The following is an 11,145-nucleotide window of genomic DNA, read 5'->3' on the forward strand; positions in this document are numbered from 1 at the left end:
CTTCTGAAGTCAGCGCGCCGCCCAGCCGAACTTGGTCAGCGCGGCGGCAATGGTCTTTTTCATCTCGGCGAACCTCGACATCTCGTTCTTGCCGGTGGGCGAGTACTTCACGGCCTTGCGCTGGTCGCCCATGCCCTTGTGGCCTTGCCGGAGCTGCGCCTCGATGCATTCCTTGCTGCATTGCGGCGCCACCTCCTTGGCACCGGCGGCACAGTGCGCAACCTCGGCGTTGAACGAGCGGTGGTCCCCGGGCGACACGCCCGGCCCCGCCGTCGTCTTGTGGTGCGCATGCCGCAGCCCGTGCGTTCCGGAGCAGCTGCCGCCCTCGGTGCACATGCAGGGTGCCTTGCCGATCTCGTATTTCTCCCAGCCGGGCATCTTCGTGCCGTTCTTCACGGAGCTCACGAAGAACGAACTCTTGGGCACGATGTGGTCGCCGGTCTGCGCGGGGCAGCAGCCGGTGATGCCGTCCCTGGGCTCGGCGTCGTACGGCGCAAGCCGGCAGCGGCGTGCGGCCGAGCACGGGTTCTCGCTGGCGTTGCGCGCGCGGGTGGTGGTCGCGCCCTTGGCGCGCGTGAACGCACTGCCGATGCCGGCCTCCTCGCACACGTCCTTGCCGGGGCCTCCGGCCTTCTTCTTGTAGCCCTTGCAGGCGGTCTTCTCCTGCGCGCGGTCCTTGTCGCACAGGGCCTTGATCTCGGCGTCGGCCATCGAGTCGACGAAGGGCCACGGGATCGACTCGTTGGCGGTCGGGCTGCCGTGGTTGTTGGTGGTCTTGTCGAGGTGCCGCACCGCGTTCTCGCCCTCGAACTTCACGTCCATCGACCAGTCGATGAAATAGACCTTGCCCTTGTTCTTGCTCGACACCACGCCCTTCTTGGCCGCGCAGCCGGCCTCGTCGCCGGTCGAGGTCTTGAAGTACGACTTGTTCTTCAGCATGACCTCCTGCCCCGATATCTGCACCGTGCGGCTGCCGTCGGTGGTGTCCGAGGCGAGGCCGGTGTTCGGGTACGGCACGGGCACGCCGGGCGGCGTGGCGGGGTTCTCGGGCGGCGTCATGCACACGTCGGGCGTGGCGCAGATGGTCTTGCCCGCGCCGGCCTTGCAGGCGACCTCGCGGCCGTTGGCGAACACCTGGTTGGCCATGCCGCTCAGCCCCCGCCGCCCGCATGCCAGGAGAACACCATGGCCGCGCGCCGGCCGTCGTCGTTGCCCAGGTGCATCAGCGCGTTGTCGCCTCGCGCATAGGCCTTCTCGCAGGCCGCCTTCAGCACCGCGATCATCACCGCGCCGATGGGCGCGCCGACCTCGCCGATGCAGTCCGCCGGGTGCCACACGTCGAACTCGCTGCGCTTGGTGCGGTCCAGCCGGCCGAACGCAAGCGTGGCCTCCTTGAACGCGTACTGCCCGCCCGAGGCGTCGATGATCTTGAAGTCGAGAATGCCCTCGCCGCATTCCGCCTCGCGCAGCGACTGCCGGATGGCCTCGGTGAGGCCGTCCGCGCGCAGCGGGTCTTCCGAATCGATGTGGGCATGCTCCAGCGCGAAGCCCAGCCCCCGGCACACCAGCTGCGGCCCCGCCTGCGCGTGCAGCGGCTGCACCAGCATCGCCGCGGCGCCCTCGCCGGGAATGAAGCCGTCGGAGTTCTCGCTCGTCAGCAGCCGGTCGCGCGCCTCGCAGTCGGCCAGCGTGGCGCCGGACAACATGCTGTCGGCGGCCACCACCAGCACACGCGGCACGGGCAGCAGAGCCATCAGCTGCCGGGCCTGCAGCAGCGCGACCGCCACCGACACGTGGCCCTGCGCCACGAGCGCCGAGCGCTCATGAAAGCGCAGGCCGAGCTCGGCCTCCAGCGCCTCGAAGAAGCGCGCATCGTCCGGCACCAGCCGGCCGGGGCGTGCGGCCTCCGGCAGGCACAGCAGCAGCGGCATCGCCTCGCAGGCCGCACGGTCGAGCCCTGCCAGGCATTGCGTGACGGCCCGCGCGGCCATCTTCACCAGCCTGGTCTCCCCGCGCCAGGGCTGCGGCAGCGCAACCTCGCAGCCCATGAGCCACTCGCCGGCCGTGTCCCTGAAGCCGGTCTGCTGGAAGTTGTCGATGGCCCCGCGAATGGCGGCGCAGGTGGCCGCCGTGTCGAGTCCCACGCCGGTGACGAGGCCCGTGCGAGCGATGGCGAGGGGCGCAGCACTCATCGCGCTGCCGGCGCTCATGCCTCGTCCTCCAGCGCCTCGCGCCGGCTGCGCACGAGGTCGGCGAGCGACGGATGCCACTCCTTGCCCAGCTCTCGCGCGCGCCACCAGCCGCTCGACATGCGCCCGGCGAGGATGTTCGACACCTCGAAGAGGCTCTTCTTCAGCGGCAGCGTAGCGCGCCACGCGAGCGTGAGAAAGCCCTGCTGCGCATCGATCGCGACCGTGTCCAGCGTGGCCATGATCTCGTCGCGGCCGCCCTTGCGGCGGAAGAAGGTCACCGGCACTTCGTGGCGCGGCAGGCGAAAGCGCGTCTGCCCTTCGGGTCGCAGGTTCATCAGCACGACTTCTTCACCGCCGAGCGGAAACCCGATCTGCTGGTCGGCCGGCGCGGCCTGGTAGTAGGCCTCGTCGAAGTCGGCCGGCAGGAACGGAAAGGTATGGTCGATCCACGCCTGGTCGTAGGTGCCCGCATGCGGCAGCCGCCCGGCCCAGTGGCGCCCGAGCGGGCCGAGCGCCATGGGCGCGAACGTGCCGTCGGGCGCGTCCACCGGACGATCGATCTCCTCGGTATGCGGCAGCGGCGCACCGTCCACGTAGCGGGCCTGCAGGTGGCGATGCCAGCCGCGCCCCACGGGATTGCGCATGTAGGCGCCGTGCTGCGCCGGGTCTTCATGGCGCGCGTCGACGCCGCCGAAGGCCACGTCGTACGAGATGCGCCGCGTTGCGAAGGGCTCCGGCGCCGAGGCCCGCGTGCCCGACAGGCCGCACAGCCACTGCCGGTCGCCCACCACCGCGAAGGCCTTGCGCCAGTTGCCGATGCGCACGCCCACCAGCACGCGCGCCGCGGGCTCGCCGTGCGGCGCGTGCGCAACGCCGGAGACCAGCACGTCGCAGCGGTGCTTGCGCGGCGCGAAGTCCACCTCCTCGGCCGGCGCCGAGAGGCCGGGCTCGCCCGTGAAGGTGTCGGCCACGATCAGCGGGCGCTGCACCGCGTGCGGCTGCGCCAACGCATCGGCGCCGTCGGAGGGCTCCGGAATGGCGAAGGTGCCTTTCACCACCACGACCAGCAGTTCGCGCCCCGAAGGCTCCACGCCCTGCGTGTAGCCCACCGTCATGCCCGTTGCGTTGACGACTTCCATGGCCCGCGCCCGGTCAGTTGATCTGCACGGCGCCGCCCCGGAGGCGGTTGACGCCGGTCGAGCGGCTCAGCACATAGCTGCCCTGGATCAGCACCTTTCCCGCACGCGTCAACGTGATGCTGGCCTTGCCGCAGCGCAGCACCATCTGCGTGCGCGCGCTGACGAGGAGACGCTCGCCGTCGGCATCGACTTCCACCTGCGCGGGCGCGGCCACCTCGGCCTCGGGCCAACCGGGCTCTGCGCGCAGCACACCCATCACGATCGGCCTCGCCGGATCGGCCTGCTCGAACATCAGCACCACCGCGCGCCCGATGTGCACGCCGTGCAGGTCGACCACGCTGCGCGCGCGCAGCGCCGCCGTGCCGGGCTGCCCCTCGAACACGACCAGGGGCGTGCCGCCCTCGTCGGCGATGGCCACCAGTTCGCCGACGGCGGCGCCCTGCCATGGCCCCGCCGCGGGCTCCTGCGTGGCGTTGGCCGCCAGCTGCGCTTCGATCAGGTCTCTGCCGCTCATGGTCGATCTCCGTGGTGAATCAGTTCTGCAGAATCTTCGAACCCTTCATCACGATGTCGCTGCTCGCCTTCGCGTTGATCTTTCCGGAGGCGTCGATCGTGATGTCCTTGCCCTTGATGACGATGGTTCCGTCCTTCTTCATCGTGATGCTCGCGCTGCCCGTGGTGATGGAGATGGAGTCGCCCGCCGTGATGACGAGGTTCTTTCCCACCGAGAGCGAATCGTCCTTTCCCACGCTGGCCGTGCGCCCCTCGCTGACGCTGCGCGACTCGTCCGCGCCCACGTTGGTCGACAGGTTCGCGCCCACGTCCACCGAGCGGTTCGCGCCGATGCTGCTCGACTGGCTGGCGCCCACGCTGATCGTCTGGCTCGCGCCCACGGTCACCGCCTGCATCGCGCCCACCGTGATCTCCTGCGCCGCGCCCACGGTGATGGTCTCGTTGACGCCCACCGTGTGCGTGCGCTGCAGCGCCACCGTGGCCGTCTCGCTCGCACCCACCGTGATGGTGCGGTTCTGGCCGATGGAGATGGTCTCGTTCAGGTCCACCGTTTCCGTGCGGTTCATGTGGACCGTGATGGTCTCGTTCTTGTCCACCGTTTCGGTGCGCTGGCCGTGCACGGTGATGGTCTCGTTGTTGTCGACCGTCTCGGTGCGGTCGTGCTTCACGTGCACGGTCTCGTCATGGTCGACGGTCTTGGTGCGGTCGTGGCCGACCCAGTGCGTCTCGTCGTTCTCGACCTCGATGTCCTGGTTCTTCTCGGCGTGCAGGTACACCTGCTCGGCGCCCTTCTTGTCCTCGAGGCGGAACTCGTTGCAGTTGGCCGCGCTGCCCTTGGGCGTGGAGCGCGTGCGAAAGCCGCTCTGCGTGTGGCTGCCGAAGGGAATGGGCTGGTCGTCGTTGTAGACGCGGCCCATGATCAACGGCCGGTCCGGGTCGCCGTTCAGAAAGTCGACGATCACCTCCTGCCCGATGCGCGGGCAGAAGTACCCGCCCCAGCCCTTGCCGGCCCAGGGCTGCGACACACGCACCCAGCAGGTCGACTTCTCGTTGCTCTTGTCGTAGCGGTCCCAGTGGAAGTGCACCTTCACGCGGCCGAAGTCGTCCGCGTGGATCTCCTCGCCCGACGGCCCCACCACGATCGCCGACTGCGGCCCCGGCATGACCACGCGCGGCGTGAGGCGCGGCGGGCGAAACGGCATGTCGACCGGAAACACGGTGAGCAGGAAGGCGCAGGCGCCCGGCGGGCCGGCCTGCAGCGACGGCATGCCGGCGGCCACCGCCTCGAACGCGCCCCGCGTGTCGGCCAGCACGGCGTCGTCGGCGAGCGCCTCGCGCAGCAGTTCGGTCACCGGGGTGCGCGCGGCCTCCAGGTCGGCCCCTTCGTAGCCGGGGTGGCTGGCGACGAAGGTGCAGGCCGCGATCACGTAGTCGCTGTCGCGGGTGCCGTCGGGGTCGCCCTCGAACTTGAAGCTGCGCCCCGCCGCCACGTCGGGCCATGGCGTGAGCGCCCAGTGGCGCTGGCGGCGCGCGCCGATTTCCTCGCCGCGCAGCTTGCCCTTGTCGTCGGCGTCGCTGCCGGTGAAGTAGCCGCCCGCGAACTCGAAGGCCTCGAACTCGGCCAGCTCGTGCGTGTCGGGCGTGCCGCCGGCGGCCTCGAGCTTCTTCTTGATGGCCTTGAAGTCGCTGTCGGCCGAGGCGTAGGTGCCGGTGTCCAGCTGGCGCTCGCTCACCCAGCGCGACACCTCGTTGAAGCGCGCCTCGGCCGCATCGCCTGGCACGTAGCGCAGCGTGCCGGCCGCCGGCAGCTTCTCGTGCGCCATGTCGCTCGCGTCGGACAGGTGCATGGTGCCGGGGGCGTCGTGCGCATCGAACCAGTAGTAGATGCCCTCGTCTTCCAGAAGCCGCGAAAGGAACCGGTAGTCGCTTTCCTGGTGCTGCACGCAGTAGCGGCGCGGCGCGTGGGTGCCGATGACGTTGTCGGTCCGGGTCTTCTTGAAGCGGGTGATCGGGCTGTCCTCGAACACCGCGTCGAGCACGTCGAGCACCGGCTTGTCCTGCAGGATGCGCGAGTTGATGCGCTTGCCTAGCAGCCAGAACCACGAACGCAGCGTGAAGCGGTATTCGACGTAGCGCCCCACGTGGCCCGCGCGCACGAAGCGCACCGCATGGCCCTGGCAGTGCCGCTCGTGCCGGGCGCCGTCGGCGTCCTCGAAACCGATGACCACGTCGAAGGCCCGGCCCAGGATGTCCTTGGCGTCGATCGCCCGGTTCTTCGACAGCACGGTGAGCTCGTAGGTCGATGCGCGCGCCAGGGCCTCGTGCCCCACGATGCGCCAGAACATCAGGTCGTTGCTGGCGGGCGAATCGCTTTCGATGCGGAACTCCTGGTCGGCCATGAATGGCGTCTCCCTATGTTCTGCCTTCTTTGCCTGCTGTGCCTGCTGTGAACGGGGGCGTTCGTCAGGGCGCCAGCAGCACCACCAGCGGCTGGCTCGGCACGGTGCGCACGCCCGGGCAGTTGGTGCTGTTCTGCAGCGACACGCTGGTGAGCCGCGTGGCGGGCATGCCGTTCCACAGCACGGTGAAGGCGCCCGTGAGATGGCGGCTCGGTCCCATCACGGTGCCCGAGGCCACGCCCAGCAGCACGCCGGGGTTGTCGCCGTTGGTCATCGGGATGCTGGTGCCCAGGTTGTGGGCCGGTGCGCCCATCACCAGGATGGTGGGGCAGTTGGGAATGGCCATGGGCCCCATCGCGATGTTGGGGTACGGCACCGGAATGGGCGACGGCGCGGCGGGCGTGATGCAGACATCGGGAAAGCCCATGTCGGTGCCCATCAGCTGGCAGTTGGCGAACATCTCGTCTGCTCCCTGGTCGGGTTGCGGCTTCAGCCGAAGTGGATCTGCGCGCCGCGCGCCTTGATGAGCTCGCGGCCGTTCACCAGCGTGTGCTCGCCTTCGAGCCGCAGCAGTTGCTTCGCCTCGACCTCGACGTGCGTGGCGGCCACGCGGTCGATGCCCTCGGTGGTGCGCAGGTAGTGCCGGCTGAAGTGCTGCACCCGGTCCATCACCGAGGACAGCACCGAGCCCACGAGCTTGATGCCGGTGCCGACCACGCTCAGCTGCCGGCCGACGAGCTCGGCGGTGTCGGCGCTCACGCGCAGCTGCCGGGCATCGATGTCGAGCGCCCCGCCCTCCACGGCGATGCGCAGGTTGCCGGGGCAGCCCACCACGTTGGCCGTGCCTTCCTCGCGCTGCAGCACGGCCATGATCCAGACCTCGTCGGGCGCGATGCGCAGGCAGGCCACGCTGTCGCCGGCGGCCGGTTCGAGCAGGCAGCTGGCCGCGCGCGCGGCCTGCAGGCGCAGCGCGCCGCTGGTGACCACGCTCCGGCCTGCCGCATCGAAGGCCAGGATGCCGACGCACCAGGTGCCGCCGATGGCTTCGGCGGGCTGTCGCCTGCGCCCGCGCGAAGGCGCGGGGGCCCGTGCCGCTGCAGATGTCGCTGTGGTGTCGTTCATGGCCAGTTCCTTCGTTGTGTCTGGATGCGTGCGGGTGTCATGCGACCAGCGGCTGCCAGCGTTCGGCCGCCGCCAGCTCGGGGTCGTTCTCGATGGCGTGCGCGCGGTCGGTCATCTGCGCGTCTTCGGTGTTCGCGCCGTGCAGCACGGTGCGCTGCAGCGTGGCGCGCCGCAGGTCGGCGCGGCCGAGGTCGGCATGCCGGAAGTCGGCGTAGGTCAGGTCGGCCCCCGCCAGGTTGGCGCCCTGCAGCTTCGCGCCCGCGAAATGCGTCTGGTAGAGGTCGCAGGTCGCGAAGTTGGCCTGCGGCAGCGCGGCACCGGTGAACAGCGCCTGCCGCAGCCGCGCGCCGGCAAAGTCCGCGCCCCGGCCGGTGGCCTCGCAGAAGATGGCCGAGGGCGCCACCGCCTTCACGAACTTCGCGCCCGCGAGCGTCGCGCCCTGGAAGTTGCACTGCCGCAGCACCACACCGCTGAAGTCGGCCCCGCTCAGGTCGGTGGACGAGAACTGGCAGCCGTCGAGCGCCAGGCCCGCGAACGACATGCCCTTCAGCGAGGTCTTGAAGAACACGTTGCGCTGCATGCGCGCACCGGCCCACGTGAGGTGGGACAGGTCGCATTCGTTGACGGTGGTGTAGGGCCAGTCGGTGTCGTCCGCGCACACGTCCAGCAGCACCGACTGGGTGAACACCGCCGAGCCGAGCTGCGCGCCGCGCAGGTTGGCGTGCGCCAGCGTGCTCTTGGCCAGCGTGGCCATGGTGAGCACGGCCTGCGCCAGCTGCGCATGCTGCAGGTCGCATTCGGTGAACACCGCGCCGTGCAGGTTGGCCTGGCGCAGGTCGGCATGGTCGAGCAGGCAGCGGTTGAACACCGCGCGGCGCAGGTTGGCGCCGGCGGCGAGCGCACCGCGCAGGTCGCACTGGTCGAACACCGCCTCGCGCAGGTCGGCCCCGCGCAGGTCGGCTTCGGCGAAGCGCACGCGCGAGAACACGCCGCCGCCCAGCGCCAGCCCGGCGAAGTGGCCCTGCCCCAGGTCGAGGCCCTCCAGCGTCTCGCCGACGCGCACCGCCAGGGCCAGCAGCGTCGGGGTCATGGGGCCGCCTGTTGTTCTGGGGTCAGGCGCGGCCAGGTGCGTGCGCGCGTCAGCAGCGCGCCGTCGAACCGGGTGTCGCCGTCGAGCCGCACGCGGCTCAGGTCGGCGCCGAAGAGGTTGCTGCGCCGCAGGTCGGCGCCGCGCAGGTCGGCCTTCTGCAGCACCGCGTCGCTGAAGTTCACGCCCGACAGCAGCGCGCCGGCGCAGCGGCTCATGCGCAGCAGCGCGCCCTTGGCGCTGGCCAGCCGCAGGTCGGCGCCGTCCAGCCGCGCCTCGCACAGGTTGGCGCCGTCGAGCACCGCGCGCACCAGCGTCGCGCCGCACAGGTCTGCGCCGCCGAAGTTGAAGCGCCGCAGGTCGGCGCCGCCCAGGTCCGCGCCGGCCAGGCGGGTGTTCTTCACGGTCACCGCGCCGGCGCACTGCGCCATCCGCAGGTTGGCGCCGGTCAGCGTGCAGGTGACGAAGGTCGCGCCTTCCAGCTTCGCGCCCTGCAGGTCCACGCCCGACAGGTCCGACTCGATGAAGTTGCACACCGACAGGTCGGCCGCGGGCCAGCGCATGCCGCGCAGGTCGAGCTTGTGGAAGGTCTGGCCCGCGAGCAGCGCGCCTTCCCAGTCGGCCTGGCCCCAGGTGGTTTCGAGCAGGTTGGCGCCGGCGAACTGCGCGCGGCGCATCTGCGTGCCGGCCAGTGCACAGCGCATGAGCACGGCCCCGGAGAAGTCGGCGTCGTCGAACACGCCGCCTGCGAGCGCGGCCTTGCCGAGGTTGGCCTTGCAGAACTTCGCGCCGATGGCGATGGCGCCTTCGAGCCTCGCGTGCGCCAGCACCGCACCGGTGAAGTCGGCGCCCGAGAGGTTGGCGTTGCGAAAGTCCACGCTCTCCAGCCAGGCGCCTTGAAAGTTGAGCTCGCGCAGGTCGAGGCCCGAGAAGTCGGCGCCGGTGAAGTCGATGCCCGCGAAGAAGCGGATGCCCGCCGCGATGGCGCGCGGCATCTCCTGGCGCAGCGCGGCGGCCTCCGCAGCGGCCATGGCGAAGGCGGGCGGCTGCATGTGCGCGGTTTCCAGGTAGCCCTGGCGGTGCGTGTCTTCCAACTGCTGCAGCTTGGGCAGCAGCGGCGCCAGGTCGGGTGGGCGCGAGCCCACTGCGGCTTGCGCGCGCAGTTCGGCCAGGTGTCTGTCGGCCTTGTACAGCGGCGGGCCGCGGTGCTTGAGCGCGCCCAGGTCGATCTTTTGCTGCGCCGACATGGCGTAGGCCTTCTCCAGCGTGGTGACGGCGTCTTCCACGGCGGCCCACTGCTGCGCCTGCATCTCGCTGGCCACCTTGTCGAAGTAGGCCGGCAGGGCGTCACCCTGTGGCACCTCTTCGCGCGGCGGCATGCGAATGCCCAGGGCGTCGGGGTCCTGTCCCATGTCGCGGGCTTTCTGGCGCGCGAGCTCCACATCGAGCTGCGCGCGGCGGCGTTGCGCCTCGCCCTGCAGGCCGGCCATGGCGAAGGGCGCCTTGGCGGCCTCGACGTCGGGGTCGGCGGTGCTCACGCCCTCGGGCAGCAGGTCGCTGTCGACGATGGCGTACAGCGGTCCGGTCTTCGGGTCGGCGCGCTTGGCCGCGGCGTCGAGGTAGTGGCGGTCGGAGCGCACCTGGCCGTTGCGCTCGACCGCGCCCATCAGGCTGAGCACGTCGCTGCCGTCGTCCGTGCCGACCTCGGCCAGCCCCTGGAAGATGGCGATGCAGCGCAGCGCATGCGGAAAGAACCACACGGTGGTCAGGCGCAGCGGCACCTCGCGCACCTTCGGCTCGGCGCCCTCGACCTTGTAGCCGACGAACACGCGCGCGCGCAGGCCGGGCAGGCGCCCCTCGATGCGCGGCATGTCGGGGTGCATGTGGTCGAAGGCGAAGGTCTCGTCGCCGGCCAGCGCGCCGCCCATCCACTGGTCGGCGGGCGCGAGGTTGAAGAAGCGCCAGTCGGTGTCGGGTGCGAAGCCCGGGGCGTGCTGCTTCAGGTAGCCGGCATCGTAGGTGCCGCGGTGCTGCGCGCGCTGCGGGTGCATGAGGTCGAGCGCACCGAAGCCGGCCGGCGCCACGGCCTGGTCGGGCCGCAGCAGCCGGTCGCCGGGCAACTCGATGTTGGGCAGCCACGTGAGGCCGTCGCGCGCCTCGCGTCCCTTGCCCTGCGGGTTGGGCGCGAAGCCGGGGCCGCCGTAGGCCGCCGGCCAGCCGAGCGGCATGGCGGTGAAGGGCTGCGGCGTGCTGGGCTGCGCGCCGTCCCAGTAGCGGTCGCCGAACACCAGCAGGGTCTTTTCCTGCGTGCCGAAGCGGGCGCGCACGGCGCAGGCGTTCGGCCGGTCCGCAGGCGGAAAGGCCTGGCCGTGCACCAGGAACTCGGGCGTGAGCTTGACCACGCCCTCGTCGATCAGCGGCTGCGCCATTTCCTTCGCCAGGAAGGACCACATCGACTGCTCGGCCCACAGGCAACCGCGTTCGCCCTGCGCGAACGGCAGGTGCAGGTACGCGCTGATGCTGAGCCCGTAGCGCTTGCGGAACTCGATGGGCCGCGTGGAAAGGCCGAGTGCCTGGGGTTTGAGGATCTGCATGGCCGGGTGTCCCGTGGATCGCCTGCTACGACGAACTGCCGCTGCCGCCGCTGGCACCGCCGGCCCCACCCGCGCCGCCCGCGCCGCCCGAGCCATCAC

At 70.9% G+C, this 11,145-nt stretch carries 9 protein-coding genes; all 9 read right to left on the reverse strand.

Annotation, left to right across the window (positions count from 1 at the left end; all coding sequences use genetic code 11):
- Window positions 1-9: 9 nt before the first annotated feature.
- The 9 genes from AC0IYU_RS34195 to AC0IYU_RS34235 all read right to left on the reverse strand — a co-directional run bounded on the left by AC0IYU_RS34195 (window position 10) and on the right by AC0IYU_RS34235 (window position 11,046).
- On the reverse strand, window positions 10-1,146 hold the full coding sequence (locus AC0IYU_RS34195) for a PAAR-like domain-containing protein (RefSeq protein WP_472126669.1): 1,137 nt from the start codon (window positions 1,144-1,146) through the stop codon (window positions 10-12).
- A 5-nt stretch (window positions 1,147-1,151) separates the two neighbouring features.
- Window positions 1,152-2,210 (reverse strand): hypothetical protein, encoded by a 1,059-nt coding sequence (locus tag AC0IYU_RS34200; RefSeq protein ID WP_472126672.1) that lies wholly within the window; start codon window positions 2,208-2,210, stop codon window positions 1,152-1,154.
- Window positions 2,207-3,331: a DUF2169 family type VI secretion system accessory protein gene (locus AC0IYU_RS34205; protein ID WP_472126675.1), complete on the reverse strand. Its 1,125-nt coding sequence runs from the start codon at window positions 3,329-3,331 to the stop codon at window positions 2,207-2,209. The genes AC0IYU_RS34200 and AC0IYU_RS34205 overlap by 4 nt, the downstream gene beginning before the upstream one ends.
- 13 nt (window positions 3,332-3,344) lie before the next feature.
- Window positions 3,345-3,845, reverse strand: coding sequence for a DUF6484 domain-containing protein (locus AC0IYU_RS34210; RefSeq protein WP_472126678.1), 501 nt, complete (start codon window positions 3,843-3,845; stop codon window positions 3,345-3,347).
- Window positions 3,846-3,864: 19 nt separating this feature from the next.
- Window positions 3,865-6,243, reverse strand: coding sequence for a type VI secretion system Vgr family protein (locus tag AC0IYU_RS34215; protein ID WP_472126680.1), 2,379 nt, complete (start codon window positions 6,241-6,243; stop codon window positions 3,865-3,867).
- A 64-nt stretch (window positions 6,244-6,307) separates the two neighbouring features.
- A complete protein-coding gene (locus tag AC0IYU_RS34220; RefSeq protein WP_435437781.1) occupies window positions 6,308-6,703 on the reverse strand; it encodes a DUF4150 domain-containing protein in 396 nt (131 codons plus the stop codon).
- Window positions 6,704-6,732: 29 nt separating this feature from the next.
- Window positions 6,733-7,365 (reverse strand): DUF3540 domain-containing protein, encoded by a 633-nt coding sequence (locus AC0IYU_RS34225; protein ID WP_472126682.1) that lies wholly within the window; start codon window positions 7,363-7,365, stop codon window positions 6,733-6,735.
- 37 nt (window positions 7,366-7,402) lie between these two features.
- Window positions 7,403-8,455 (reverse strand): pentapeptide repeat-containing protein, encoded by a 1,053-nt coding sequence (locus tag AC0IYU_RS34230; RefSeq protein ID WP_472126685.1) that lies wholly within the window; start codon window positions 8,453-8,455, stop codon window positions 7,403-7,405.
- Window positions 8,452-11,046 carry a DUF2169 family type VI secretion system accessory protein gene (locus AC0IYU_RS34235; RefSeq protein ID WP_472126688.1) on the reverse strand — a complete coding sequence of 865 codons (2,595 nt, stop codon included), beginning with the start codon at window positions 11,044-11,046 and terminating at the stop codon, window positions 8,452-8,454. The genes AC0IYU_RS34230 and AC0IYU_RS34235 overlap by 4 nt, the downstream gene beginning before the upstream one ends.
- Between the last annotated feature and the right edge of the window lie 99 nt (window positions 11,047-11,145).

Source organism: Variovorax sp. AC103 (assembly GCF_979254005.1).

Bases quoted from the DNA above. Each gene is read 5' to 3' on its own strand.
- AC0IYU_RS34195 (WP_472126669.1), bottom strand. From the start codon at position 1,146: ATGGCCAACCAGGTGTTCGCCAACGGCCGCGAGGTCGCCTGCAAGGCC.
- AC0IYU_RS34200 (WP_472126672.1), bottom strand. From the start codon at position 2,210: ATGAGCGCCGGCAGCGCGATGAGTGCTGCGCCCCTCGCCATCGCTCGC.
- AC0IYU_RS34205 (WP_472126675.1), bottom strand. From the start codon at position 3,331: ATGGAAGTCGTCAACGCAACGGGCATGACGGTGGGCTACACGCAGGGC.
- AC0IYU_RS34210 (WP_472126678.1), bottom strand. From the start codon at position 3,845: ATGAGCGGCAGAGACCTGATCGAAGCGCAGCTGGCGGCCAACGCCACG.
- AC0IYU_RS34215 (WP_472126680.1), bottom strand. From the start codon at position 6,243: ATGGCCGACCAGGAGTTCCGCATCGAAAGCGATTCGCCCGCCAGCAAC.
- AC0IYU_RS34220 (WP_435437781.1), bottom strand. From the start codon at position 6,703: ATGTTCGCCAACTGCCAGCTGATGGGCACCGACATGGGCTTTCCCGAT.
- AC0IYU_RS34225 (WP_472126682.1), bottom strand. From the start codon at position 7,365: ATGAACGACACCACAGCGACATCTGCAGCGGCACGGGCCCCCGCGCCT.
- AC0IYU_RS34230 (WP_472126685.1), bottom strand. From the start codon at position 8,455: ATGACCCCGACGCTGCTGGCCCTGGCGGTGCGCGTCGGCGAGACGCTG.
- AC0IYU_RS34235 (WP_472126688.1), bottom strand. From the start codon at position 11,046: ATGCAGATCCTCAAACCCCAGGCACTCGGCCTTTCCACGCGGCCCATC.